General features: G+C 68.3%; 21 protein-coding genes. 8 read left to right on the top strand and 13 right to left on the bottom strand.

The window, feature by feature from the left end; all coding sequences use genetic code 11:
* Nucleotides 1-14: 14 nt before the first annotated feature.
* From DI276_RS09120 to DI276_RS09135, 4 genes are read right to left on the bottom strand one after another with little or no spacing between them, the layout of a single operon-like run.
* Complete coding sequence (locus tag DI276_RS09120) at nt 15-329, bottom strand: non-heme iron oxygenase ferredoxin subunit (protein WP_112262852.1); 315 nt, start codon at nt 327-329, stop codon at nt 15-17.
* The gene (sufD, locus tag DI276_RS09125; RefSeq protein WP_112262853.1) at nt 326-1,483 is read right to left on the bottom strand and encodes a Fe-S cluster assembly protein SufD; all 1,158 of its coding nucleotides are present in this window, start codon (nt 1,481-1,483) and stop codon (nt 326-328) included. Before sufD ends, DI276_RS09120 begins: the two co-directional genes overlap by 4 nt.
* A 1-nt stretch (nt 1,484) precedes the next feature.
* The gene (gene sufB, locus DI276_RS09130) at nt 1,485-2,939 is read right to left on the bottom strand and encodes a Fe-S cluster assembly protein SufB (protein ID WP_112262854.1); all 1,455 of its coding nucleotides are present in this window, start codon (nt 2,937-2,939) and stop codon (nt 1,485-1,487) included.
* On the bottom strand, nt 2,936-3,634 hold the full coding sequence (locus DI276_RS09135) for a helix-turn-helix transcriptional regulator (RefSeq protein ID WP_232836536.1): 699 nt from the start codon (nt 3,632-3,634) through the stop codon (nt 2,936-2,938). The genes sufB and DI276_RS09135 overlap by 4 nt, the downstream gene beginning before the upstream one ends.
* 124 nt (nt 3,635-3,758) lie before the next feature.
* Here DI276_RS09135 and mptB point away from each other — a divergent pair, with 124 nt between their 5' ends.
* From mptB to DI276_RS09150, 3 genes are all read left to right on the top strand, one after another.
* Nucleotides 3,759-5,294, top strand: coding sequence for a polyprenol phosphomannose-dependent alpha 1,6 mannosyltransferase MptB (gene mptB / locus DI276_RS09140; protein WP_112262856.1), 1,536 nt, complete (start codon nt 3,759-3,761; stop codon nt 5,292-5,294).
* Nucleotides 5,291-6,136 (top strand): BUD32 family EKC/KEOPS complex subunit, encoded by an 846-nt coding sequence (locus DI276_RS09145; RefSeq protein WP_198680530.1) that lies wholly within the window; start codon nt 5,291-5,293, stop codon nt 6,134-6,136. The genes mptB and DI276_RS09145 overlap by 4 nt, the downstream gene beginning before the upstream one ends.
* Nucleotides 6,137-6,202: 66 nt before the next feature.
* On the top strand, nt 6,203-9,862 hold the full coding sequence (locus DI276_RS09150) for a patatin-like protein (RefSeq protein ID WP_112262857.1): 3,660 nt from the start codon (nt 6,203-6,205) through the stop codon (nt 9,860-9,862).
* Here DI276_RS09150 and DI276_RS09155 read toward each other — a convergent pair.
* Nucleotides 9,843-11,828 (bottom strand): glycosyltransferase, encoded by a 1,986-nt coding sequence (locus tag DI276_RS09155; protein ID WP_112262858.1) that lies wholly within the window; start codon nt 11,826-11,828, stop codon nt 9,843-9,845. The genes DI276_RS09150 and DI276_RS09155 overlap by 20 nt on opposite strands.
* The gene (locus DI276_RS09160) at nt 11,825-12,400 is read right to left on the bottom strand and encodes a DUF998 domain-containing protein (protein WP_112262859.1); all 576 of its coding nucleotides are present in this window, start codon (nt 12,398-12,400) and stop codon (nt 11,825-11,827) included. Before DI276_RS09160 ends, DI276_RS09155 begins: the two co-directional genes overlap by 4 nt.
* Nucleotides 12,401-12,577: 177 nt before the next feature.
* Here DI276_RS09160 and DI276_RS09165 point away from each other — a divergent pair, with 177 nt between their 5' ends.
* The 3 genes from DI276_RS09165 to DI276_RS09175 are packed head-to-tail and all read left to right on the top strand — an operon-like array spanning nt 12,578 to nt 15,197.
* Nucleotides 12,578-13,507: an ABC transporter ATP-binding protein gene (locus DI276_RS09165; RefSeq protein ID WP_232836537.1), complete on the top strand. Its 930-nt coding sequence runs from the start codon at nt 12,578-12,580 to the stop codon at nt 13,505-13,507.
* Entirely contained in the window at nt 13,504-14,262 is a 759-nt protein-coding gene (locus DI276_RS09170; RefSeq protein WP_408610512.1) for an ABC transporter permease, read from the top strand. The genes DI276_RS09165 and DI276_RS09170 overlap by 4 nt, the downstream gene beginning before the upstream one ends.
* 20 nt (nt 14,263-14,282) lie before the next feature.
* On the top strand, nt 14,283-15,197 hold the full coding sequence (locus tag DI276_RS09175) for a COX15/CtaA family protein (RefSeq protein WP_232836538.1): 915 nt from the start codon (nt 14,283-14,285) through the stop codon (nt 15,195-15,197).
* Here the strand turns inward: DI276_RS09175 and DI276_RS09180 are convergent.
* Nucleotides 15,176-16,270: an ankyrin repeat domain-containing protein gene (locus DI276_RS09180; RefSeq protein ID WP_112262861.1), complete on the bottom strand. Its 1,095-nt coding sequence runs from the start codon at nt 16,268-16,270 to the stop codon at nt 15,176-15,178. The two genes, DI276_RS09175 and DI276_RS09180, sit on opposite strands and share 22 nt — an antisense overlap.
* 9 nt (nt 16,271-16,279) lie before the next feature.
* Nucleotides 16,280-16,744 (bottom strand): GbsR/MarR family transcriptional regulator, encoded by a 465-nt coding sequence (locus DI276_RS09185; RefSeq protein WP_112262862.1) that lies wholly within the window; start codon nt 16,742-16,744, stop codon nt 16,280-16,282.
* A gap of 104 nt (nt 16,745-16,848) precedes the next feature.
* Here DI276_RS09185 and DI276_RS09190 point away from each other — a divergent pair, with 104 nt between their 5' ends.
* Nucleotides 16,849-17,325, top strand: a complete 477-nt coding sequence (locus tag DI276_RS09190) for a hypothetical protein (RefSeq protein WP_157984594.1) — start codon at nt 16,849-16,851, stop codon at nt 17,323-17,325.
* Here DI276_RS09190 and DI276_RS09195 read toward each other — a convergent pair.
* The 5 genes from DI276_RS09195 to DI276_RS09215 all read right to left on the bottom strand — a co-directional run bounded on the left by DI276_RS09195 (nt 17,322) and on the right by DI276_RS09215 (nt 24,120).
* Nucleotides 17,322-18,893, bottom strand: a complete 1,572-nt coding sequence (locus tag DI276_RS09195) for a DHA2 family efflux MFS transporter permease subunit (RefSeq protein WP_112262864.1) — start codon at nt 18,891-18,893, stop codon at nt 17,322-17,324. The genes DI276_RS09190 and DI276_RS09195 overlap by 4 nt on opposite strands.
* 111 nt (nt 18,894-19,004) lie before the next feature.
* A complete protein-coding gene (locus DI276_RS09200; protein ID WP_112262865.1) occupies nt 19,005-20,345 on the bottom strand; it encodes a UDP-glucose dehydrogenase family protein in 1,341 nt (446 codons plus the stop codon).
* A gap of 157 nt (nt 20,346-20,502) precedes the next feature.
* Entirely contained in the window at nt 20,503-21,690 is a 1,188-nt protein-coding gene (locus tag DI276_RS09205) for a hypothetical protein (RefSeq protein ID WP_112262866.1), read from the bottom strand.
* Complete coding sequence (locus tag DI276_RS09210; protein WP_112262867.1) at nt 21,687-22,799, bottom strand: Gfo/Idh/MocA family oxidoreductase; 1,113 nt, start codon at nt 22,797-22,799, stop codon at nt 21,687-21,689. Before DI276_RS09210 ends, DI276_RS09205 begins: the two co-directional genes overlap by 4 nt.
* A 1-nt stretch (nt 22,800) precedes the next feature.
* Entirely contained in the window at nt 22,801-24,120 is a 1,320-nt protein-coding gene (locus DI276_RS09215; RefSeq protein ID WP_332874629.1) for an FAD-binding protein, read from the bottom strand.
* 510 nt (nt 24,121-24,630) lie between these two features.
* Here DI276_RS09215 and DI276_RS09220 point away from each other — a divergent pair.
* Nucleotides 24,631-25,851, top strand: a complete 1,221-nt coding sequence (locus tag DI276_RS09220) for a helix-turn-helix domain-containing protein (protein ID WP_232836539.1) — start codon at nt 24,631-24,633, stop codon at nt 25,849-25,851.
* The last annotated feature ends 80 nt before the right edge of the window (nt 25,852-25,931 follow it).

Here is a 25,931-nt window from a genome sequence, read left to right on the forward strand (position 1 = left end):
CCTGGTACTTAAAGTCAGTTCGTGGTGACGGTGACGTCGACGAACACGTCGCCGTCACGGATGTCGACGGCGTAGACGTCGACCGGTTCGGTCGCGGGCAGCGAGTTGGGCTTGCCGGTCTCCAGGTCGAAGCACGACCCGTGCAACCAGCACTCGATCCCCTTGCGAGAGACCTCGCCCTCGCTCAACGACACTGCAGCGTGCGAGCAGAGATCGGCCAGCGCGTGCACCCGCTCGCCGTTGCGCACCAGGACGACATCGACATCATCGACGTTGGCGGCGAACGGCTTGCGGTCGTCCAGTTCGGACAGTGCACACACCTTGATCACGCCCCGACCGCCTCGAGCTCTGCCTCGATGGCGGCCTCGAGGCGCTCGCGCACCTCGGGAACGGCGATCTTCGCGATCAGCTCCTGGAAGAAGCCGCGCACGACGAGACGGCGTGCCTGCTCCTCCGGGATGCCGCGCGCCTGCAGGTAGAACAGCTGCTCGTCGTCGAACCGGCCGGTGGCGCTGGCGTGGCCCGCGCCCTCGATCTCGCCGGTCTCGATCTCCAGGTTCGGCACCGAGTCGGCACGCGCACCATCGGTGAGGATCAGGTTCCGGTTCAGCTCGAACGTCTCGGTGCCCTCGGCCGCCACGCGGATCAGCACGTCGCCGATCCACACCGCGTGCGCGCCGTCGCCCTGCAGCGCGCCCTTGTAGACGACGTTGCTGCGGCAGTTCGGCTGCCCGTGGTCGATGAACGGCCGGTGCTCCTGGTGCTGTCCCGCGTCCGCGAAGTACAGACCGAACAGCTCCGCGTCGCCGCCGCGGCCCGCGTACTGCACGACCGGGGTGACGCGGACGACGTCGCCGCCCAGGGTCACGACCGTGTGCCGCAGGGTCGCGTCACGACCGAGCTTCATGTGGTGCTGCGAGACGTGCACGGCGTCGTCGGCCCAGTCGTGGATGGTGATCACCGTGAGGTGCGCGCCGTCCGCGACGAGGAACTCGACGTTGTCCGCGTACGCGCCGGAACCGCGGAAGTCCAGGATCACGGTGCCCTCGGCGAACTGCGAGGCCTTGACCTGGATGTGGCCGTACGCGACGGCGCCCGCGCCGGGGCCGGTCACCGTGACGGTGGTCGGCTCGGACTTCGCGTCACCGGGCAGCGTCACCACGGTGGCGTTCTCGAACGACGAGTACGCCTGCGCCGCGACGCGGTCACCGGGCACACCGGCGGTGCCGAGCCGCGAGTCGTCACGACCCACGGTCTCGACGGTGACACCGGAAGCGGCGTTCACCTCAACGGCAGCGGAACCCGTTGCCGCAGCGCCGGAGTGCAGACCGGCCAGACGCTTGAGAGGCGTGAAACGCCAGATCTCCTCACGACCGCCCGGCACCTCGAACGCGTTCACGTCGTAGGACGTGAAGTGCTCGGCGCGCGAGGTGACCGGAACGACAGCACCGTGGGAGTGAGGTTGAGTCGACAGGGCGGCCATGTCAGCCGACGGCCCCTTCCATCTGCAGTTCGATCAGGCGGTTGAGCTCGAGGGCGTACTCCATGGGGAGCTCGCGCGCGATGGGCTCGACGAACCCGCGCACGATCATCGCCATGGCCTCGTCCTCGTTCAGGCCGCGCGACATCAGGTAGAACAGCTGGTCCTCGGAGACCTTCGAGACCGTGGCCTCGTGGCCCATCTGCACGTCGTCCTCGCGGACGTCGACGTACGGGTAGGTGTCCGACCGGCTGATGGTGTCGACCAGCAGCGCGTCGCACTTCACCGTGGACTTCGAGTGGTGCGCCCGCTTGTTGACCTGGACCAGGCCGCGGTACGACGTGCGGCCACCGCCACGCGCCACCGACTTCGAGATGATCGTCGAAGAGGTGTGCGGCGCCAGGTGGACCATCTTCGCGCCGGCGTCCTGGTGCTGGCCCTCGCCCGCGAACGCGATCGAGAGGACCTCGCCCTTGGCGTGCTCGCCCATCAGGAAGACGGCCGGGTACTTCATGGTCACCTTGGAACCGATGTTGCCGTCGATCCACTCCATGGTCGCGCCCTCTTCGGCCTTGGCGCGCTTGGTGACCAGGTTGTAGACGTTGTTCGACCAGTTCTGGATCGTCGTGTAGCGGCAGCGGCCGCCCTTCTTCACGATGATCTCGACGACGGCCGAGTGCAGCGAGTCGGACGAGTAGATCGGCGCGGTGCAGCCCTCGACGTAGTGCACGTAGGCACCCTCGTCGACGATGATCAGCGTGCGCTCGAACTGGCCCATGTTCTCGGTGTTGATCCGGAAGTAGGCCTGCAGCGGGATGTCGACGTGGACACCCTTCGGCACGTAGATGAACGAGCCGCCGGACCAGGTCGCGGAGTTCAGCGCGGAGAACTTGTTGTCACCGGCCGGGATGACGGAGCCGAAGTACTCCTTGAAGAGCTCCGGGTGCTCCTTCAGGCCCGTGTCGGTGTCGAGGAAGATGACGCCCTGCTGCTCCAGGTCCTCGCGGATCTGGTGGTAGACCACCTCGGACTCGTACTGGGCGGCGACACCGGCGACGAGGCGCTGCTTCTCCGCCTCGGGGATGCCCAGCCGGTCGTAGGTGTTCTTGATGTCCTCGGGCAGGTCTTCCCAGCTCTGGGCCTGCTTCTCGGTGGACCGCACGAAGTACTTGATCGAGTCGAAGTCGATCCCAGAGAGGTCGGCGCCCCAGTTCGGCATCGGCTTGAGGTCGAAGAGCTTGAGCGCCTTCAACCGGTACTCGAGCATCCACTCGGGCTCGTCCTTCTTCGCCGAGATGTCGCGGACGACATCCTCGCTGAGGCCTCGGCGGGCGCTCGCGCCGGCGACGTCCGAGTCGGCCCAGCCGAACTCGTAGTTGCCGAGAGACGCGATGGTCTCTTCCTGCGTGAGCGGAGACTGCACCGTGGTGGGCGTGCGCTGCTCGGCAGCGGCAGTCATGCGGGCTCCCCTCCATCATCTGGGCTGTGCTTTCCGGCCAGGCCGGCAGAGCTGGGTTGAACGTTCGGGATGTGCGTCGTGCAGACGGCATGGCCGCTTGCGATCGTCGCGAGGCGCTGTACGTGTGAACCGAGGAGAGCCGCGAAAGCTTCCGTCTCGGTCTCGCACAGCTGAGGGAACTCAGCCGCCACGTGGGCTACCGGGCAGTGGTGCTGGCACAACTGCTCGCCCACCCCGACGTGACGTGCCGACGCAGCGTAGCCCTCCCTGGTCAGCGCGGTCGCAAGGGCCTTGGCCCGGTCAGCGGGTGTGGCCTGGGCCACGATCGCTGCACGGTGCCGGTCCACGAGCGCGTCGACACGGCTCTGCGCGAACGCCTTGACCGCTCCCTCGCCACCTGTCTCGGCGAGGAACCTGATCGCGGCGACCGCGAGGTCGTCGTATGCGTGGCCGAACCGGGCGCGTCCGGCGTCAGTGAGCAGGAAGAGCTTCGCGGGACGGCCACGACCGCGTTGGGTCTGGCGGGGTGCGTCCCTCGTGAGTGCCTCGCCGTCCGCGAGCAGTGCGTCGATGTGACGGCGCACGGCCGTGGGGCTGATGCCCAGTTCCTCGGCGACAGCCGCCGCGGTGACCGGACCCTGCTCCAACAGGAGCCTGGCGACGGCACGCCGAGTCTTGCCGTCGTGCTGTTGCACGGCGTCAAGGTGGGTCTCGGCGTTTTTCACAACACCAGTGTTGCGTATTTAGCCGGAGGTCGCAAAGATCGCGGTCACAGGGTGACCTGACTCACGGCTGAACGTGGCTGGATACCCTGCTCGCATGCCCACCAACGGCGGAGCCGTGACTCCGGAGAGCGACCTCTTGAACGGTCGAGAGCGTCGTCAGCTGGACATCGTTCGTCGCTGGGGCACGATCGGCGCGCTGCTTCTGACCATCGGGTCGCTCGGTGGCGGTGCCGCACCCATCTACTCACCGCTCTACGGCGTGCCTGTCCTCGGACTTTTCTCGCGGATGCCTTCAGTCGCGATGGGGGTCGTCTGGACCGGCATCTTCATGATCGTCTCGGCCTGGCTGGCGCTGGGCCGGTTCGTGCGGCCGGGACGCGCGCGCCTGGTCTCGCGCAGCCAGATGGACCGCACGCTGCTGATGTGGACCGTGCCGCTGGTCTTCTGCGTCCCGATGTTCTCGCGGGACGTCTACTCGTACTTGGCGCAGAGCGAGATCGCGGCGCGCGGCCAGGACCCGTACGAGCTCGGGCCCGCGACGGCGTTGGGCGTCGACCACATCCTCACGCGCGGTGTGCCGAACATCTGGCGCGAGACCCCTGCCCCGTACGGCCCGCTGTTCCTCGCCGCCGGCCGGCTGCTGGCGATGCTCACCGGGGACCACGTGGTCTCGGGCGTGTTCCTGCACCGGCTGCTGGTGCTGTGCGGTCTCGCGATGATCGTGTGGGCGCTGCCGCGACTGGCCGCCCGGTTCGGCGTGCCGCCGGTCGGCGCGTTGTGGCTGGGTGCGCTGAACCCGCTGGTGCTGTTCCACATCGTCATCGGCGTGCACAACGACGGGCTGGCGCTGGGCCTGATGCTGGTCGGGTTCGAGCTCGCGATGCGCGGGCTGGAACCGTTGAAGTGGACCTGGATCACCGGGGGCGCCGCGATCATCGTGTGCGGCGCGATGGTGAAGATCCCCGCGATGGCCGCACTCGGATTCTTGGGCGTGCTGGTGGCGCGCAAGCTCGGCGGTCAGTTCAAACATCTGTTGCTGGTGGCCGGGATCATGACCGCGATAGCCGCGGTCGGGGTGGTGGTGATCTGCCTCGGCACCGGGTTCGGCTTCGGGTGGATCTCGACCCTGGACGTCGCCGGGACGGTGAAGTCGTGGATGTCGCCGCCGACGGCGCTGGGCTTCCTCGGTGCCGGCACCGGCATCATGCTCGGGCTCGGCAACCACACCGAGGCGATGATCGCGGTGACCCGCCTGCTCGGTCAGGGCGTGTCCCTCGTGATCACGGTGCTCCTGCTGTGGCGCAGCTTCAAGGGCCGGATCAAGGCCATGAACGGCCTCGGCGCGTCGCTCGGCGCGATCCTCGTGCTCGGGCCGGTGCTGCAGCCCTGGTACGTGCTGTGGGCGGCGCTTCCGCTGGCCACCGCCGTCGTCGGGCAGAAGTTCCGCCTCTTCGCCGCGGTGACGTCGGCGATCATCGCGGTGATCCTGCCGCCGACCGGGTCCGCGTTCGACGGGCGCGCGTACACGGTGCCTCAGGCCGTTGCGGGTGCGGTGATCACGTTCGCGGTGTGCGTGCTGATCGCGCGGAAGCGGGTCGGGCCGTTCCTCAAGTCCGACCCCGCTGCGTGAGGGACTGGTTCTCGCAGCAATCCGACTCCGAACTCTCGGCGCTGCTGGAGCGCGGGAAGGCGCTGGGTTCGGGAGCCGGCGGCGGGCCGGTGCTGCTGGACGTCGACGGCGTTCCGGTGTTCGCCAAGCGGGTGCCGCTGACCGATCGCGAGCTCGCGCGGCCGTTCTCCACCGCGAACCTGTTCGACCTGCCGGTGGTGTGCCAGTACGGGATCGGGTCGCCGGGCTTCTCCGCGTGGCGTGAGCTGGCGGCGAACCAGCTCGTGGCGGGCACCGCCGGTTTCCCGCTGCTGCACCACTTCCGGGTGCTGCCTGGCCGGGCGCCGGTCACCGCCGAGTTCCTGGACGTCGACGCCGCGGCCGCACGGTTGGGCGGGTCGCCGCAGATCAGGGCCAGGTTCACCGAGCTGGCCGCAGCGACGCACAGCCTGGTGCTGTTCTTCGAGCACATCCCGCTGGCGTTGCGCGAGTGGCTCACCCCGGGACGCCTGCCAGAGGTGGAACGGCAGCTCGTGGAGATCGTGGCAGCGCTGCGGTCGCGAGACCTGCTGCACCTCGACGTCCACTTCGGCAACATCCGGTCCGACGGCGAACGGGTCTACCTCGCCGACTTCGGGCTGGCCACGTCGCCGCGGTTCGAGCTGGACGACGCCGAACGCGTGTTCGCCCGCGAGCACGCGGACCACGACGCCGAGCTGGTGGCATTGCACCTGGTCAACTACATCCGCAAGTCGATCCCGCACCCCTCCCCTACCGTCGCGGAGATGCTCGAACGCCTCGGACCGACCGCCGATCGGTGGAACGACTTCTACGAACGGCTGATGGGTCGATCGGGTCAGTAACCACATCCCTTCGGCGGACGAGTACCTGTACAGGGGAAGATCGAAGCCGGAGGGGGTGATGCGCGTATGACGGAGCAACCCATGTCGCGCGAAGAGGTCCGGTTCGCCGTTGTGCTCAACGGCGGCGTGAGCCTGGCCGTCTGGATGGGCGGTGTCGTGCTGGAGCTGGACCGGCTGACCAGGCCGGGAAGCACCTACCAGCCGCTGCTGGACCTGGTCGGCTGCACCGCGCGGGCCGACGTCATCGCGGGTACGTCGGCGGGCGGCATCAACGGGGCCGCGCTGGCGTTGTCGCAGGTCAACAAGCGGGCCGACCTGAGCCGGCTGCGGGACCTGTGGGCTGAGCAGGGCCGGATGGAGCAGCTGCTCAGAACGCCGTTCCGGGGCCAGCCGGCCAGCCTGCTCCAGGGCGACGAGTTCTTCCTGCCGAGGCTTCAGGAGGCTCTGGCCCGGCTGACCGCGGACTTCGAGCCCACCGAGCCCGACCAGCGGCCCATCGACCTGCGCATCACCACCACGCTGCTCGGCGGCGTCCCGGCCGTCACCTACGACGACCTGGGCCAGCCGCTCACGCAGTCGGTGCACCAGGGCTCGTTCTCGTTCCGCCGCGACCCCTACACCTGGGTCAGCGAGGAGACCAGGGACGACTTCAAGCCGGAGACGCTGAACGACCGCGTCCGGCAGCTGGCCCTGGCCGCACGCAGCAGCGCCAGCTTCCCGTTCGCGTTCGAGCCGAGCTTCATCCCCGTCGGCGGGCAGGCCACGCCGGACCGGCCCGACATGGCCGACGTCGCGAGCTGGGCCAACGGCGGCGACCGGAGCCGGTTCGCGGTCGACGGTGGTGTGCTGGTCAACACCCCGACCAAAGAAGCCCTGGAGGCCATCGACCGGATGCCGGCGGACGGGCCCGTGCGCCGGGTGATGCTGCTGGTGTTCCCGCACGCCGAACCGCTCGGCTCCGAGCCACAAGCAGACATGATCGACAAGGGCCTCACGACGGTCAGCTCCGGCGGCAAGCTGCTGGGCGCGATGTCCAGCCAGGCCAACCGCACGTACGTCGAGAAGATCGAGGAGCACAACCGGCGCGCGGCCAGCAGCAGGGGCGGCCGGATGGCACTCCTGGAACGCTTGCACACCAACGACGAGAACGTCGTCGACGAGGTGTACTCGTTGGCGGACAAGCTCTTCGGCCACTACGAGGACGTCGAGATCCGGCTGGCCGCACGGCAGCTCACCGCCCAGCAGTTCGCGCTGCCCAAGGGAAACCCGGCCAACTGGTCGTTCGAACGGGCGCGCCGGGCCGCGGAGTCCGCGCAGCGCAAGTGGAAGAAGCAGCACGGCGTGCTGCCGTACGTGCCAGGGGTGAAGCTGCCGGACACCGCGTGCCGCGAGGGTGTGGGCTGGGAGTGGGGCATCACGATGGCCGAACGCCTTGGCGCGTCGGCACTCGACCTGCTCAAGCGGCTCGTGTGGGTCGCACCGGACGGCAGCGCGGACCAGATCGCCGGCGTCCGGCGCGAGCTCCACCACGTGCGCGCGGAACTGCGCAGGCTCCGGACCGAGCTGTTCGCGTGGAAGCCGTCCGACTCGCTCGGCCAGGAGTACTGGACCGGCCGGCTCGCGAGCTACCACGAGCACATGATCGACGGACACCTCGGCCTGGAGGTCAAGGCGCAGGTCGCGGAGATCGGCCGGATCGTCGGCACGGCCCAGCAGGTGCTCGGAGGCCTCGACGAGCGCCGGCTCCGGCTCGGCGGGCTCGGCTGCTGGCAGGCGCTGCTCGGCCAGGAACCGACCGAACAGGAGGCCGGGCTGAGCGACGGCGAACGCCACCTCAGCCGCCTGCTCGCGCTCGAAATCGCCGGCACCTGCCTGTCCGACGACGCCTCCACCGGGCTGGACACGGCAGTCGAGCTGGTGCAGGTGTCGCTGCAGACGCGCAACGCGTTCGCCCAGCAGTCACTCACGGCCGACGACAAGGCCGGCGGGGCGTCGCTGTCGAGGTTCTCCGGGTTCCTCAAGCGGTCCTGGCGGGTCAACGACTGGATCTGGGGCCGGTTGGACGGCGCCACGATGCTGTGCCGCGTGCTGTTCGACCCGCGCCGGTTGCGCAGGATGGACCAGCTCGGCCGGCCGGAAGGCGACCAGCGCACGCCGCAGGAACGCGCGGAAGCCGTCGTCGACAGCGTCCTCGAGACCATGTTCGGGGTCGAGCTGCCCATCCAGGTCGCGAACTGCGCGGAGGAGGCCAAGAAGGAGCTGCAGGGCATCTACGAGGCGGAGCACGAGCTCTCGCCGTCGTCGATGAAGCTCGCCGAACTGGCCGCGTGGGGCCTGCACTGGCGGATCATCTGCGAGGAGCTGCCCCGGCTCAGGGCCGCGATCATCGCCGACCGCGGTGACGGCGCGGACAAGCGGTCACGGGGTGAGCTCTTCCTGGAGGAGCACGCCGATCTGCTGCGGCGGCTGGAGTTCCCGCAGGAGCACACGGTCACGATGGGCATGGCCGCGCTCAACGCGTTCGACCGCGCCGGCATCGGCCGCGAGCCGCTCACCCAGGAGGCCGCGTCGGACCAGATGATCCGCACCGCCGCCACCGCCGCGGCCGTCGCGGTCACCGTCGCCGACTCCGAACGGTCGGGGCTCGCCGCGGTCCGGCCGATCACCCGATCGGTCCGCGGTGCGGCACTGCTGCCGTACTGGACGATCACCGGGCTCACCAGAGGCGGAAACCTCGCCCAGTTCCTGGGGTTGCTCGGCTTGGCGGTCGGTGGCGCGCTGGTCGTGATGGCGTTGTTCGGCCTGTTGCCGACGTGGGCCGCGGGTCCGGGTGCGGCGATCGGCGCGGCCAGCCTGCTCGCCGCGTTCGGATACGCGGCACTGCGAAGCGGCACGATGCTGCACGGACTGGTGCTGCTCTCACCGGTGATCCCGTTGGCGGCCATAGCGATCGACCGATTGCCCGACGACCGTGCGCAGATCACGACAGGCACCGTCACGGTGGCCGGCGTGGCGCTGGTCGTCACGGCACTCCTGATCCTCGGCTCGCTGCCGGCGCCGATCCGCACACCGCTCGCCGTGCTGGCCGACTTCAAGCCGATGCAGATCATCAAGCGCCGCTGGAAGCAGGCAGCGGTCGCGCTGACGGCGGCGGGACTCGTCTGGACGGTCTGGCAGTTCGAGTTGCACACGAGGCCCTGGCTGGTGATCCCGACCTCGGTCCTCTGTGGAGTGTTCGGGATCTACATGGCTTTGTCCGGTGGCAAGTCGCTGCAACGCTGGCGCCGGGCCGAAGGCGTCTGGGGCACCGAACGAGCCGAGCCGCCCGCTGCCGCGACGGCGGGCTGGGCCGTGGTCTACGGCATCGGCTACCTCGCGCTCGCCGACGTTCTGCTGATCATCGGTCCGCCGGGCTGGGGCTGGCAGGCGGTGATCGGCACGGCGCTGGCGTTCGGCCTGACGCTGCTGCTGATCACGTCCTGGTACGTGCCACGGGTGGAGCGCCGCCGGATCCGCCGCCAGCTCGTCAACGAGGCGATCCCGGCGATCTACCCGGACGGCTGCGACGTCCCGGCGATGTTGCGCGAACGGCTGGAGGGCCACGCCTCGCTGTACCGGTTCCTCGTGAAGGGAGAGGGTGAGCACCCCTCGACGCTCACCCTCTCCCACACCGGACTGGTTGTCGCGCAGGCGATCGAGCAGAAGCTCAGGCCGCCAGTGCGATGATCGGCGCGGTGCGGCCCATCGCTCGTGCGTAGAGGCCCTCGAAGCGCTCCAGGGTCGCCGCCAGCGCGTGGTGCGAGATGATCTCGCTGCTGGCGGCGCCCATGCGCGTCCGCATCGGCGTGTCGTGGACCAGCGTGTGCAGGCGCTGGGCCAGCGCGCTGACGTCGCCGGGCTCGAACAGCCAGCCGTTGCGGCCGGGGTGCACGAGGTGCGGCAGCGCCATGGCGTTCGCGGCGATCACCGGCTTGCCCGCGGCCATCGCCTCCATCGTCGCGAGGCTCTGCAGCTCGGCGACACCGGGCATGACGAACAGGTCGGCACGGGCGTAGGCGTCGAGCAGGTCGTCCTCGGACACGAAGCCGTGGAACTTCACGCGGTCGGTGATCTCGAGGTCGCGGGCCAGCAGCTCCCACTCGGCGCGGCAGGTGCCGTCACCGACGATCTCACCGAACGCGCCGGGTACGCGGGCCAGGGCGCGCAGGAACTCGTCGACGCGCTTCTCCTCGTCCAACCGGCCGACGAACAACGCCGTGGGACGGTCGTTGTGCGTCACCGAACGCTGGTAGCGGGCGATGTCGATGCCGCACGACACCGGCACCGCGCGTTCCGGGAAACCGCTCTCGTGCAACAACTGCACGGCGCGCGGCGTCGGCGCGGTGACGACGTCGGCCCTGCCGAACACCCGCGCCAGGTCGCGGTAGGCGAACTTGCGGGCCATGCCCTGCAGGAACGCCGGCACGTGCGCGTGGCTGAACAGGTTCTCCGGCATGAAGTGGTTCGTGGCGAGCGTGGGAATGCCCTGAGCGACGGCGGAGTTCAGGACGAACCGGCCCACCACGAAGTGCGCTTGGACGTGCACCACGTCCGGGTTCAACGACTTGATCAGCTCGTCGGCCTCGCGGGAAGCCTGCCACGGCAGGCAGAACCGGAAGTCCGGGTAGAACGGCAGCCGGTGCGAGCGCAGCCGGTGCACCGTCACCCCGTCGATCTCGGTGGCCTTCGGCGAGTCCGGGGCGATGACGTGGACGTCGTGCCCGCGGGACGCGAGGCCGATGGCGAGGCGCTGGGCGAACCGTGCGGCTCCGTTGACGTCCGGCGGGAACGTGTCGGCGGCGATGACGACGCGCAGCGCGCTGGAGGTGTTCACGGGAAGCTCCGATCGAGTAGAGACACGAGGTTGACGAGCGAGGGCGAACACACCGCTGGCTGCGGCGAGCGCGCAGGCGATCAGCGCGACACCGGTCCACACGGACAGGTGCGCGGCCTCGCCGAGCAGGAAGGCACCGATGCCGACCGCGACCAGCGGATCCACCACGGTCAGGCAGGCGACGGCGAGATGAGGAGGCCCGCCGGCGTAGGCGTGCTGGACCAGCCAGCCACCGACGGCGAGCGAGAGGGCGATGCCGAGCACGGACGCGACGTGGCTCAGTCCGAACCCGCCCTGCTGCACCGACTGCGAGACGGCGCGCATCAGCACGGACACGTACCCGTACGCGACACCACCAGCCGATGCGAACGCCACGGCGCGAGTGCGCGCGTTCGTCGTGAGAGCGGCTACCACCCCAGGCACCGCGATCGCGCCGAGAACCACGAAACCGGCGGTGAGTTCGGCATCCGGCGCGACCTGAGTGGCGGTCGCACTGCCAGAGGCGAGGAACACGAACGCACCGACGCCGAGGGTTGTGATCAGGATCGCCGGCAACTCGCGGAAACGGCGGTCCATCAGTGCGGTCATCCCGATCGCGAGCACGCCGATCGGCTGGACGACCGTGAGCGGCGCCATGCCGAGCGCGGCCGCGTGCACCCCGGCACCGGCGATGAGCAGGGCCAGGCCGCCGAGCCAGCGCGGCTGCCGCAGGACGCTGACCCGTGCCCCGGTCTCGGCGACCGCGTCGTGCTGCAGGCGGGCCGCGAGCGCGAAGCTCACGGCGCCCAGCACGGCGAGCGTGATGGCGAGCAGAGTCATGTCGTGCGCCTAACCTGTAGGGCCGCGATGGCGAAGAGAAGTCCGTAAAGGGCCACGAACAAAACGCGTTCGGTCAGGCCGCGCGCCTCGAATCCGGCGAACGAAACGTGACTGACCATAAAAGCCGCACTCGAGACACTCGCCGTTAATGCGATACCGAGCAGAGCCGGAAATTTCCTGGCGATGAGCACACCCGCGGCGGGCAACGCCACGAACATCACCGCGCCGGCGTACCGGTGGATGTAGCCCGACATGGATGTCGGCGCCCCCGTCGGGTCGGTCGGGAAGATCGTCGACACGGTCAGCCCTGCCGCCCAGATGCCGATCAGCCACTGCGCTGACCTGCCTACACCTCTCAGGTTGACAGCGAGCAACATCGAAACGGCGGCGAGGCTAAGTGACGTCGCCGCGAGCCAGCCGGTGCCGTTGTCCACGAACACGTAGTCGCTGATCACGTCGGTGATCGGGTTCAGCTGCCCTGCCGACACGACATGCAGGTAGAAAATCGGAACCAGTGAGAACACCAGTCCCCCGACCACCAGTCCCCGTCTGTTAGCCCCCGTCTTGAGCACGTCAAAAGTCTCTTGTGATCTCGTTGATCAACCAATGGGGAACTCCCCCGAGCAAACCCTGAGGTGTCCCTGAGGTCCCGGGGTAGGGCCAGCCCCACCTTTTTCAGCCGTCCTTCAGAAAACGGCGTCGAGCCCTGCCTTCTGGCGGATTGCCGCGACCGCCTAGGCTGACCGTCCGTGAGCCCGAATCCCCAGCCTGCGGTGGAAGTGTCGGGGCTGGTCAAGCGGTACGGCTCGAAGACCGCCGTCGACGGCCTCGACCTCGTTCAGCTTCCCGGCACCGTGCTCGCCCTGCTCGGGCCCAACGGCGCGGGCAAGACGACGACCGTCGAGATCTGCGAGGGCTTCCGCTCGGCCGACGACGGCACGGTGCGCGTGCTCGGCCTCGCGCCGGGAGCCGAAGCTCTGCGGCCCCGCATCGGCGTGATGCCGCAGGGCGGTGGCGGATATCCCGGCATCCGCGCGCTGGAGATGCTGAACCTCGTGGCGGCGTGCGCCGCGCACCCGTTGGATCCGAAGTGGCTGATCGAAGTCCTCGGACTGTCCGGTGTCGTGCGGACTCCGTACAAGCGGCTTTCCGGCGGCCAGCAGCAGCGGCTCTCGTTGGCCTGCGCGTTGATCGGCCGGCCAGAACTCGTGTTCCTGGACGAGCCGACCGCGGGCATGGACCCGCAGGCGCGGCATCTGGTGTGGGACCTCGTGAGTGCTCTTCGCGAGGACGGTGTGACTGTGCTGCTGACGACGCACCTCATGGACGAGGCCGAGGCGTTGGCCGACAACGTCGTGATCATCGACCAGGGCCGGGTCGTCGCGCAGGGCTCGCCCGCCGAGCTGACCGCGAACCGCGCGGACGACCAGCAGCTGCGGTTCCGCGCCCGGCCGGGGCTCGACACGTCGCTGCTGTCCGCCGCACTGCCCGAGGGGCTGAAGGTGCGCGAGGCGACGCGGGGCGCCTACGTCGTGGAGGGTCTGATCGACCCGCAGGTCGTCTCGACCGTCACGTCGTGGTGCGCGCAGCAGGGTGTGCTGGCCGAGGAGCTGACCGTGGCCAAGCGCAGCCTCGAAGACGTTTTCCTGGAGCTGACCGGCAGGGAGCTGCGTTCGTGACCACCTTCGCTCCCGGCACGTTCAAGCCGGCGCCCGGCCGCGGCTCTCTGCCTCGGATGCTCTTCGTGCACGCCCGCACCGAGGCGATGCTGACGTTGCGCAACGGCGAGCAGATCCTGCTGACGGTGATCATCCCGTTGGCGTTGCTGGTCGCTCTCAGCTTGATGTCGGTGATCCCGATGCCGGAGCCTCGCGTGGGTTCCGCTGCCGCGCGGATCTTCGCGCTGGCGATCATCTCTTCCGCGTTCACCGGGCAGGCGATCGCTCTCGGGTTCGACCGGCGTTATGGCGTGCTGAAGCGGCTTTCGGCCTCCGCGCTGCCCCGTTGGTTGCTCGTGGCCGGACGGGTCTGCGGCGCGCTGGTCGTGGTCGCGATCCAGATCGCTCTGCTGGCGGTCACGGCGTTGATCCTGGGCTGGCGCTTTCCGCTCTCGGGTCTGCCGTGGGTCGTGCTGCTGATCGTCCTGGGCACTCTGACGTTCGGCGCGCTCGGCGTGCTGCTGGGTGGTGCGTTGCGCGCGGAGATCGTGCTGGCGCTGGCGAACATCATCTGGTTCGTGCTGCTGATGGTCGGTGGCGTGGCTTTGAGTGTCCCGGTCGGGTTCGTGCACCTGTTGCCGTCGGCTGCTCTCGCGCAGGCGCTGGAAACTTCTGTGGTCCACGGCACTGCTCCTGGTGTGGGCCCCGTCGCAGTGCTCGTGGCCTGGGGCGTTGTGGCCGGGGCACTGGCCACCCGGACGACTCGTCTCACCTGACCGGGCATACCATCGTTCGCGTGTCCCGATTGACCGCTTTCATCGTTCCGTTGCAACGCGCCCTCGCGATTGCCGCCATCATCGCGCAGGGCGGTATCGCGGTCACCGGGTCGATCGTGCGCGTCACCGGCTCCGGGCTCGGCTGCCCGACGTGGCCGGAGTGCGTCGAGGGCAGCATCGTGCCGGTCGAGCACCCGGACGTCGCCGCGCTGCACCAGTGGGTCGAGTTCGGCAACCGGACGCTGTTCGGCGTCATCGGCATCATCACCGGCCTGTGCCTCGTCGCCGCCTGGCTCAACAAGCCACGCCGGCGCAGGGTCATCACGCTCGCGGCCATCCAGGTCGGCGGTGTGCTCGCGCAGGCCGTGATCGGTGGCGCGACCGTCCGCCTCGGACTGGTGTGGTGGAGCGTCTCCGTCCACTTCATGGTCTCGATGGTGCTGGTGTGGTTCGCCGTGCTGCTGCTTCGCTCGCTCAGCGAAGGCGACGGACCGGCGCGCTGGCTCGTCCCGGCCGGAGCGCGCGGGCTTCAGGTCGTCATGGCGGTCGTGATGTACCTGCTGCTGATCGCGGGCACGTTCGTCACCGCGGCCGGCCCGCACGCGGGCGACTCGAAGACGCCGCGGCTCGCGGTGCCGGTGCCGACGCTCGCGCAGATCCACGCGGACCTGCTGTTCCTGTTCCTCGGCATGCTCATCGCGATGGGCTTCTTCGTCCGCAACCGCCAGTACTGGACGCTGATCGGCGTGGTGGTCGCGCAGGGCGCGCTCGGCGTGGTCCAGTACTGGACCGGGGTGCCCGAGGTGCTCGTGTCGCTGCACGTTCTCGGCGCTGGTGCGGTCGTCGTGGCCACCGCGTCGCTGTGGACGTCCAGCCGCGAGCGCACGCACGAGGTTGAACTGCCCGCTGAGGATCAGGCGCTCAGCAAGGCCTGAGCGTCCTCCTGGGAGTTGTGCCCGGCCCAGTTGGCGGGCGTCGCCTCGAAGTTCACGTCCTGGATGGTCCGGTCCGCCCCCGCGTCGAGCAGCATCCGGATGATCGCCAGGTGCCCGCGCTCGGCCGCGAGGTGCAACGCCGTCACGCCCTCGCCGTGCATCGGGCCGCCAAAACCTGTGCGCTGGTTGGGATTCGCGCCCAGGTCCAACAGCGCCCGAGTCGCGTTCTCCAGCCCGCACCACGCCGCCCACGCCAGCGCCGTGCCCCGGTAGACGTCCGCGTCGATCCTGGCGCCCCGCTTGAGCAGGTCACCGAACACCTCGACGCGGTCGTTCCGCGCGGCCCACGACAGCGCCTCGTCGAGCACTTCCTGCGGGTCGTTCGTCGGCCACCAGCGCGGGAAACCGCTGTGCGGGCGGTAATAGCCGCGCCCGGCCTCCGGTTCGGTCGCCAGGTCCAGGTTGCCGAGGCCGGCCGCGACGCGCAGGTTCGGCGGATTGACCCCGAGCAGTTCCGCGACTTCCCTGTTGCCCCAGAACAACGCGACGGTGAGCGGGGTGCCGCCCTCGCCACGCGCCTCCAGGTCCGTACGAGCGCCGCGGTCGAGCAGCAACCGGGCCAACGAGGGGAGGTTCGCGTAGGCCGCCTGGTGCAACGCGGTCCAGCCGTGCACGTTCTGGTGGTTGATGTCCGCGCCGTCGTCGAGCAGCACCTTGACCAGCCGCTCGTCGCACTTGGCCGCGGACAGCCCGAGCAGGTCGTTCCCGTTGGTACCACTGGCTTTCACGAGCCACGGGTCGCGCGTGATGATCGCCTTCAGCTCATCGGGGTGTTGCAGCTCGATGGCCTGGTGGGCGCGGGCGAACGGGCGCGGCTTGCGGATGTTGGCCTTGAGCGCCTTCCAGTCCTGACAACCGTGGGCCTGGGCGAGCACGATGTGCGCCCCCTCGTCCGTCAGCGGCACATCGCCGAAGACTTCCAACGCACCGGGCACGCCGTCCCACGCGGAGGCGAGCAGACCGCGCGCCCGCTCCTCGTAGTACTCGACGTCATCGCGGTAGGGGTGCCACATGCACCCACGCTACTTGGGCGACGCGGGCCTGCGCTCCCACAAAGCGGGTAGTTCCGCTGAGAGCCAACCGTAGAGGTGGTCGACGGTCCGCAGCCGCATCGCGCGTTCCGGATCGCCGCTGAGCAGCCGCATGCCGTCGTCGGTCAGCGTCTGGACGCTGGCGATCGCGTTGAGCTTGCGCTGGATGAAGTCGGTCCAGGCCTTCTCGTTGATCCGGTACTCGGCCGCCTGCCGGCCGCGCCGCGTCCTCTTGGTCACCAGGCCGACGTTGACCAGGTACTTCAGGTTCGTGCTGATCGAGCCGCTGCTGGCCTCGAGCTCCTGCGACAACTCGGCGGCGGTGCGCTCGACCGGCTGGCAGACCAGCAGGTAGCCGAGGATGCGGCCGCCGATCAGCGGGATGCCCTCCTCGGCGAAGTGGGCCGCGAACCGCTCGATCCAGGCGGACAGCCGGGTCTCTCGTCCGACGCTCACAGGTGATCCCCTTCGGTCAACACTGAAACGATCGTAGCGATCTTGTCAACCGTTGTGCAACCAACTGGTTGCAACTGAACTCGCAACGTGCAACCATTGGTTGCATGAAAACGACCGCATTGCGCAGTGCCTACGAGCAGTTCCTCGACGCGGCGGCAGCCCCCGACCGAGGCGTTGCGGCCGACGGAGGCTGGAACGCCGACCAGGTGCTCGCCCACGTGCTCAGCGTCGACGCGGCGACCGCGGCAGTCGCGCTCGGCGTCGTCTCCGGCGCACGCCCCACGTTCGACAACCGGATCTGCCTCGACAGCTGGAACCTGGACCGGATCATCGCCGAGCACTCCGGCCGGGCTGACCTGATCGCCCACGTCCGCAGCCAGGCGGCCGTGTTCTGCGACCTCGCCGACCAGCTCAGCGAGCAGACCGCGGCAGTGCTGGTGCCGACGTTCCTGATGTCCGGCGACCAGCTTCTGGTGGACCAGCCGCTGCCGCTCGCCGACCTGATCAACGGGCTCGCCGGGAACCACCTTCCGGTGCACACCCAGCAGATCGCCGCTCTCAGTCGAGTGCGCACGGCCTAGCTGCGTGGCCCGGAGTCAGCGGCGACGGGCGACGGGCGCAGAGCCGCCGCGACCAGCAGCCCGAACGCCAGCACGCCGATCGGCAGCAGCAAGGAGATCTTGACCGCGTCCGTCAGCCCGTTCTGGATGACGTGAGCGACGAGATGCCGCGCCTGGTCGGCGATCTCCGGTGGCAGGTCCGCCGGGAGCGCGGGAGTGGCGCCGCCCGCCGCGTCGGCAAAGGCGCTGACGAGTCGTGGGCGGAACTCGGCGGGCAACGCGAGGGCGGCCTCGTTCGCCCTGCGGACCGTCGACGCGCTGATCTGCATCTGCAGCAGCACGCCGACCGCCGCGCTGCCGAGCACCCCACCGACCTGCCTGGCGGTGTTGAAGATGCCCGACGCACTGCCGACCAGCGTGCGGTCGACCGAGCTGATGGTCACGTTGCTCAACGGGGAGAAGACGAACCCGACGCCGAGACCGCACAGCAACAGCCCGGGGATCAGCATCGCCGGCGCGCTCGCCGGTGTGATCACCAGCGCGATGACGCCGAGGCCCGCGGACAGCGCGAACATCCCGAACATCACCAGGTACTTGGGGTTCATCCGGTCTGACATCCGGCCGACGAACGGCGCGGCGGTACCGGACAGCAGCGCCATCGGCGCGATGAGCAGACCGGCAGCGGTCGGGGACAGTCCGAGCACCGATTGGATGTAGATGACCAGCAGGAACGGCATGCTGGTCATCACGAACCCGATGACCACCGCGGACGAGGCGCCCGCGGAGAACGTGCGGTTGCTGAAGATCCGCAAGGGAAGCAGCGGCGCGCGGCGGTTCACTCGTTGCCACCACACGAAGCAACCCAGCAGCAACACACCTGTGGCGATGATGTCGAAGATCCCGATGCCCGCGCCGACAGTGCCCCAGTCGTACTTCTGTCCATTTTGGACACCAAACACCAGGCAGAACATGCCGGCGCCGGAGAGCAGCATGCCGGGAACATCGAACCGGCGAGCGTTGCGCGGTTGCCAGTCCGGGACGAGGAGAACGGCCAGCACCAGCGCGACCAGTCCGATCGGCACGTTCACGAAGAAGATCCATTCCCAGCCGAGCCGGTCGACGAGCACGCCGCCGAGCACCGGACCGGTGATCATCGCGGCGCCCGCGACACTGCCCCAGGCGCCCACCGCCGGGCCGCGTTCAGCCGGCGGGAAGAGATGCGTGATGAACGCCGTCGTCTGCGGTGTCATCAGCGCGGCGCCGAGACCCTGCACCGCACGGGCGGCGATCAGCATCTCCACGTCGCCGGACAGCCCGCACCACAGCGACGCCCCGGTGAACACCACGAGCCCGGCGACGAAGACGCGTTTCGGCCCGACCCGGTCGCCCAGCCTGCTGGCGGACAGCATCGGGATGGCATAGGCGAGCAGGAACACGCTGGTCACCCAGATCACCGCGTTCAGGTCGGCGCCAAGATCCCGCACCATCGACGGCACCGCGATGTTCACGACGGACATGTCCAGCATGACCATGAAGAAGCCAAGGCACAGCGGTAGGAGCGCGGACCACGAACCAGCTCGTGTCGTCATCGGACTTCCTGTTCACGTCGGCTGGAGACACCGGCGAACCCCGGCCGGGCGACGGGTGACGCGCGGACCACGTCACCGATCGCCCGGACGGGGCTCAGCCCGGACTTCGGATCACGCCGCCATCGGCGGCACGGGTGTCCGGCGGTCGTCCCGCACTGCCGGACGGCCGATGCCCTGATAGGACAGGCCCGCGCGGCGCAGGACGAGCCGGTCGAGGTGGTTCCGGGTGTCGATGACGGCTCGGCCACCGACCCGGTCGGCGATCCGCGGCCAGTCGAGGGCGCGAAACTCCGGCCACTCCGTCAGCAGGACGATCGCCTCCGCACCCTGCGCCGCGTGATAGGCGGTTCCGGCGATCCGCACCCGGTCCGTGAGCCCCGCCACCGCGCTGTGGACGCAGGGGTCGTAGCCGACGAGCTCCGCGCCTTCGTCCGCCAGCAGCCCGGCGATCGCCAGCGCGGGCGAGTCCCGCAGGTCGTCCGTCCCCGCCTTGAACGTCAATCCGAACAGCGCGATCCTGGCGCCCGCCAGGTCACCGCCGACCGCCTTGCGCACCTTGTCCACCACCAGCGCCTGATGCCTGTGGTTGGCCTCGATGGCGGCCCGCAGCACCAGGAACTCGCTGCCGACGGACTCCGCGGTCCGCTGCAGCGCGACGGAGTCCTTCGGGAAGCAGGAACCGCCCCAGCCCGGTCCGGGCCGCAGGAACGCGCTCCCGATCCGGGCGTCGTAGCCCATGCCCCTGGTCACGTCGTCGATGTCCGCGTCGAGGTACTCGCACAGCTCGGCGATCGTGTTCACGAACGACAAACGGGTCGCCAGGTAGCAGTTCGACGCGTACTTGATCATCTCGGAGCTCGCGGAGTCGGTCACCAGAACGGGCGCGGCGACCTTCGCGTACAGCTTGGCGACCCGCTCGGCACCGATCCGATCGTGATCGGCCGAGCCGACCACGATCCGGTCTGGGTTCAGGAAGTCGTAGATGGCGGAGCCCTCACGCAGGAACTCCGGGTTGGACACGACCGACACGTCCTCACGATCGAGCAGGCCGGCGACACGGACCGCCGTACCGACCGGAACCGTCGACTTGTTGACCACGACGCACTTCGGCGGCAGCACGTCCCGCAGCTCGGCCACGACGGACTCCAGCGCCTTGAGGTCTGCCGCTCCACTGGCGCTCATCGGCGTCGGCACGCACAGAAACACGATGTCCGCCTCGGCGGCCGCGGCGCTCGCGCCGAGAGTGAACTCCAGCCGGCCGGACTCCAGTCCTTCCCTGAGCAACTCGGTCAGACCCGGCTCTTGGATGGTCGCCCTGCCGCGCCCCAGCGCGGCCACCTTCCGCGGGTCGACATCCGCGCAGGCGACACGATGACCCAGTGAGGCGAGGCACACGGCGGTGGTCAATCCGACATAGCCCGCGCCGACCACGGCGACTTTGGAAGCGCGCATTGCAACAATCCCCCTGCTCTGGTGTGGATCGACGCCGCTGGGCAACATCGTCTTCGCGGCCCAGCGGCGCCGATCCCGTGTGAATTCGTCAGCTCACTCCGGCAAAATCGTGCGCGACGCCGCTGTCGCTGCTTTCACTCTCGAAACTTCGCCCAGGTCACGCACCGTGGGGCAACGCCCGAATTCCCTCGTACGGCGTTTCCTTGCCCAGGTAGTCCACCGTCTCGAACAGGCCGACCGCGGCCATGGGGTACCGCGCACCGGCTTCCGCGACGAAGATGCACGGGTGAATGCGCTTCCGTTCCGAGGCGGCCGCTTCACCCTTCCCGCGGATGTGCTTGTGGGTGTGGATCAGGATCGGCATGAAACCGCCGCCGAGGAACGAGCCCTCCTGCAGGATCGCCCCGCCGACGCAGTCGATGACGATTCCCTTGCCGAGGATGGCATCGCGCCCCTGGTAGTAGTAGGACGGCTCCGAGAGCGTGCCGTGCTCGACGTGGAAAACGCCGGCGGCGAGGCCGATGATCGAGCGGCCGCCGGTCCGCAGCACGGATCGGTAGAAATCGACCAGGATCGGCCGCACGGTCGCGTCCGGGAGTTTGAACTCCCCGCACATCAGCACGATTCGCATCAGTTCCGCGAGCGTGAGGCTGGTGCCGTTCTCGCCGGGGAACTCCTGGTCCCACGGCACCAGGTAGTCCGACGGCGAAGCCATGGTCGTGCCGACATCGGAGATGATCAGCCGCTCCGCCTCCGTCCGCGGAGCCACCACCTCGTCGATCCCGAGAATCCGGCGGGCGAGCAGGTACCGGCTCTCCAGCGTCTTCGCCCGGCTGGCCGAAATGATCAGGTTGAGCCTTCCGGTGACCGTGTCCGGAATGTCGAACAGGTGGTCGATGCCATCCGTCGGGACAGCGATCTTCGCTTCCCTGGTGCGGGCGAGCATCGGCTCGAACGAGTCGACGACCTCCGTGAGGGCATCGGTGAACTTGCCGGCGCCGAAAGCAGCGAGCTTCTCCGCGGCCAGCGCCCGGTAGTCGAAGGGAACACCGGTGGAGGTGGTCAGCACGACGTCGGCGAGCAGGGCGCGGTACCCGTCGTCGTCGAGGGACTCCTCGGCGAGTTCCAGCGACAGGTACGGGGACCTGGCGCCGCGCCCGTGAATCCAGCTCGCGGCGAACGGGGCCTCGAATCGGCAGGCTTGTGCGAACAACGCCGCCGCTGTCTCGTCTGTCTTGATCTGGCTCGCGATCTGCGTCACTGCCAGGTCCCGGTCGACGACCTCGGCCTGCATGTCGGGGGCCGGTCGCAAAATGGTGGAAAAGTCCTGAACGGTCTGAGTCATGCTTCACTCCCAAGTTGTGCGAGCTTCTCGTCATTTCCCCGAAGATCGACGTACTGGTCCGCTCCCGTCAGCGGAGGAAAGCTTCCGGTGCCGACGGCCCATCCCAGTGCCGCCAGGAACCGGTGCTCGGACGGCCGTATCACGGCATGCCCCTCCTCGGCCCGGTGCAACAGGTCCAACTGCGTCAGGAGCGCCTCCTTGAAATGATTACCGAACACCAGCAAATGGGGCTTCGGTGCCGCGTCCCGCCCATCGTGGACGTAGACGACGTGCGTGTTCTTGTAGTCGTCTTCCGAACCGAAGAACGGTTCGAAGACCAGCGTGACGTGCTTTCCGGAGTCGAGTTCCACGTCGGCGAATCGATACCGGAGATCGACTCCGTAGGGCACGGCCGAGGGCTCGATGTAGTTCTTGAACACATCCGCGGAGAAGGCGAACCCGGCCAGGTCGGCGAAGGCGATGGCACCCGTGGACGACGTGTAGAGCTCAATCTCCGGCAAATCCGCCGCCGAGGTCCGCACGCGCATTTCCGCAGTGACGGACGCCGGTACGGTGTACAGATAGCTCTGGTACGCGTCGGCCGAAAGAACCGCCCGCAGAATGCTCAACATGTGGAAGCCCTCGTAACCGGCCTCGCCGTACTGCGTGTCGACGAACCTGCCGTGGGCGACGTCGAAGTCCCGGTTCTTGGTGAACTCGATGGTGATCTTCCTGATCGGATCGAACTCACTGTGCTCTCGCACGGTCTCCGCGAAGCGCCGCACGGACGCGCTGTACGAGTACACGTCGTTGACGAGGATCCGGGCACGGGGATGCTGCCGGACCGTCCGCACGAGTTCGGTGAGCTCAGCCGGATAGCAGGCCGGTTTCTCGAGCAGGATGCGGGCGTCCGGCTGGCGCCGCAGGATGTCGCAGACCACGGAGAGATGGGTGGCCGTCGGCGTGGCGACCACCCAGGCGTCCACACTCGACGGTTCGGGCACCCGCGCCACGTGGTCCCAGTCCGCGCCGCTGCTGGGGTCGACGGTGCTGACGAGGTGACCCGCCTGCCGGAAAGCGGCAGCGTGGTGGGACCCGATCTTGCCGGCCCCGACGACCACAATCGTCATTTCATCCAGCGATGTTGCCCGCACCATTTGTTCCCCCTGTTCGAATGGCGTGTTCGGCGGCTGCCGTGCCTGCCGCGCGACCCAGCACGGCGCCCGCCATCAGACCTGTTCCGCCTGGGTATCCGTGGTGGTAAAGACCGCCGACGATCACGCCGGCGGCATACAGTCCGCTGATCGGTTCGCCTCCACCGCGCACTTCGGCCCCGGTGGTCACGGACAGGCCTCCGTAAGTGAACGTCAGACCGCTGACCACCGGAACGAACAAGAACGGAGGCGTGTCGAGGCGCTTGGGCGTACGCGTGGTTTCGCCTCGTTCGCCGGGGATTGAGTCATTGCCGTCACTGTTCAGCCGCTGCACTTCGGCGACGAGGTTCTCCGCGTCGATGCCAAGTCTCCGGGCGCCTTCCTCGATCGAATGGGCGATCACGGCGTCCGGGTCGCCGAGATAACCGTCCGGAAGCACGCCGGATTCGACGACCTTGTGGTCGAAGACCTGGAAGGCGATCCTGCCTGGCTGGTTCATGATCTGCTGCCCCAGCGTCACGTAGCTGAGATTGCTGTATTCGCCGGACTCGTCGAAGAAACGGCGCCCTTCCCGGTTCACCACGACACCCCACGGGAAGGCATAACGCGCCAGGCCGTGGGATTTGTGCATCTGCCCCGGCAGCATGTAGTCGGGCAGCGTCATTCCCTGGGGCGTGGCGTGACACTCCGCCCAGCTGCCCGCGGTGTCGGCGCCGAACTCGATGGCCGCCGCCAGCGGGCCGCCGTCGTTGAACGGCACTCCGCGCAACTTGACGTCGCGCCACTGTTCGCCGAGGTGGCGCACGCGCATCCGGGAGTTCGCCTCGAAGCCGGCCGACGCCAGCACGAGTGCGTCGGCGAAGAGAGGAAAGGCCGTCCCCGGTCCCCTGAGCAGAAAGCGACCGTCCGCCGTCCTGCCGAACCCCGTGACCGTGCTGTCGTAGAGGACAGTCCCGCCCAGGCGTTCGAACTCGGTGAAGTTGCGGTGCTGCATGCTCTCGCCGCCACCGTCGAGCACGACGGGCACATCGCCGGGGAGAGGCTTCGGCCTCGGTGCCCAACGCTGACCGAAGTCGCGCATCCACGCGATCGTGCCGTTGGATCGGCGGATGATCGACTCGATGAGCGCGACGTCCACCTGGTCTCCGGAGATCCGCAGCCAGTCCTCCAGATATTGCTCATCGGTGTATTCCGATCGGCCGGCCAGGATCTCGTCCACCCGCCCCCTGTCCGATTCCCGGAGCAAACCGGCCATGAACTCCCTTCCCCGCCAGGAGAAACGCATGGTCTTGGTCAATGAACTGTTCCCGCCTCGAAGTTCCTTCGGGGCGGCCTCCAGAACTGCGACCGAGGTAGCACCGGCCTGCATTGCGGCAATACCCGCACACAGACCCGCGTTACCCGCTCCGACAACTATTACCTGCCACTCGTCCAAGCCACGTTGCCCGTTGTGCATAAAGACGCTCCTGCAGTCCGATTTTCGGCACTTCGATCGAGACGAAATTTTCATCCCGTCATCGGCACGACGAATTACGGCGTGCCATCGCCCGAGTTGATCAAGCCGAGGCGGCCGTCAGGATGACGCCGGCGAACTCTTCTCCAGGCTTGGTCGCGCTACGGCCTCATTTCGTATGCGCTACCTTCTTATTTCACGTCCGAGAGTGTCCCCGCCGCATTCGACCCTGAGTGATCGGCGTGTGGAACCGGCAATGGCAAGCCTGGCCGGGCGAACAAGCCGGAAACAAGCCCTCGTGCCGTTCGGCCTGGATCGAAACAGGTCGGTCAGCGTTCGAACCGTGTTCGAACCGTGCTCGAACAGCGTCCGAACAGCGCATTGCAGTGCTACCTTTCGGCCGCATTGTCGGGTAAACCCTATCCAACCCGTATAGAATCCGGATCAATCCAGAAAAAATCCAGATTCGGGATCAATCATGGGAGGGCAATCCAGGATCATGATCACTCAGGGGGGCTATTCAGACTCATGACCAGCCGCGAAGGAGGCGACACAGAGGGGTCGCCGAGGGAGGTCCTTCCGCCGGATCCGGCCACCAGTCTGGCCGAGTTCACACCGGCGCTTCGTCTGCTCCGGACCTGGGCCGGGCTGACCTATCGGCAGTTGGAGGCAAGAGCCAGAGACCAGGGGAAAACGCTACCGTCCAGCACGATCGCGACCACCCTCGGACGCAACACGTTGCCGCGCGAGTCGTTCGTCGACACGTACACGAGAGCCTGCGGGCTGGATGACGAGCAGGTCCAGCGGTGGCTCGACGCCAGAGCGCGCATCGCCATGGGGAACGAGCCGCCGATCGACGAGGCAATCGTCGCCAGGCGAATCGACATCGACGCGGAGGCGATCGCCGCCCCGGCCCGAAAACGCGCGTCCTGGCACTGGCGTGCACCGTTGATCGTGATCATGGTCGTGGGCATCGGCCTCGTCGCGGCACTGGGGCTGCGGGCGTTGCCGTTCGGCACATCCACACAGACCCCGTCGAGCACACGGGCCAGTCCGTCGTTCAGCGTGATCACGGTTCCCGGACTGGAGATTTCCGAGGTCGGGACCTGGGCGGAGATCCACCCCGCCCGGACACCCCAGCTCTGCCTGGGCGAGGGCCAGGACCGGACCCGTCAATACACCAGAGCCATCGCCGCCCAGCAGCCCTGCGGGCAGGCCGCCTCGCCCCGCATTTTCGTCGACCCCGTCGGGAACGACGACGCTGTGCAGATCCAGTGGCACCACCCGGAGACCGGGGTCGGCTGCCTCACCATCCTGAACGAAGGAACTGGGCAGGACCTGCTCGTACCCCGTGAAGACTGCGACGACGACAACTCGGATCAGATGTTCACGCTAGAACCGGTCAGCTCGCCGGATCCCAAGAAGAAGCACATCCGCATCCGCCCGAGCAACACGGACAACAGGTGCCTCGGCCTTCGTGATCAGGACACGATCGCGGGCACCGAGATAGTTCAGGAACGGTGCTCCGGCGCACCGGATCAGGAGTTCACCATCAACTACGTCCCGCCCCCGTGATCTCTTCCACCGAGGCGACCAGGAGACCGTGACGACCGTTCGACGGGTGCGAGCAACGTGGCTCGGGCCCGTCGAGGTCC

This window comes from Lentzea terrae (genome assembly GCF_003265345.1).
GTDB lineage: Bacteria > Actinomycetota > Actinomycetes > Mycobacteriales > Pseudonocardiaceae > Lentzea > Lentzea terrae.

Excerpts from the sequence above, each read along its gene's own strand:
- sufD (WP_112262853.1), bottom strand. The coding sequence starts at position 1,483 with ATGGCCGCCCTGTCGACTCAACCTCACTCCCACGGTGCTGTCGTTCCG.
- sufB (WP_112262854.1), bottom strand. The coding sequence starts at position 2,939 with ATGACTGCCGCTGCCGAGCAGCGCACGCCCACCACGGTGCAGTCTCCG.
- mptB (WP_112262856.1), top strand. The coding sequence starts at position 3,759 with ATGCCCACCAACGGCGGAGCCGTGACTCCGGAGAGCGACCTCTTGAAC.
- DI276_RS09150 (WP_112262857.1), top strand. The coding sequence starts at position 6,203 with ATGACGGAGCAACCCATGTCGCGCGAAGAGGTCCGGTTCGCCGTTGTG.
- DI276_RS09155 (WP_112262858.1), bottom strand. The coding sequence starts at position 11,828 with ATGACTCTGCTCGCCATCACGCTCGCCGTGCTGGGCGCCGTGAGCTTC.
- DI276_RS09180 (WP_112262861.1), bottom strand. The coding sequence starts at position 16,270 with ATGTGGCACCCCTACCGCGATGACGTCGAGTACTACGAGGAGCGGGCG.
- DI276_RS09190 (WP_157984594.1), top strand. The coding sequence starts at position 16,849 with ATGAAAACGACCGCATTGCGCAGTGCCTACGAGCAGTTCCTCGACGCG.
- DI276_RS09195 (WP_112262864.1), bottom strand. The coding sequence starts at position 18,893 with ATGACGACACGAGCTGGTTCGTGGTCCGCGCTCCTACCGCTGTGCCTT.
- DI276_RS09200 (WP_112262865.1), bottom strand. The coding sequence starts at position 20,345 with ATGCGCGCTTCCAAAGTCGCCGTGGTCGGCGCGGGCTATGTCGGATTG.
- DI276_RS09205 (WP_112262866.1), bottom strand. The coding sequence starts at position 21,690 with ATGACTCAGACCGTTCAGGACTTTTCCACCATTTTGCGACCGGCCCCC.
- DI276_RS09210 (WP_112262867.1), bottom strand. The coding sequence starts at position 22,799 with ATGACGATTGTGGTCGTCGGGGCCGGCAAGATCGGGTCCCACCACGCT.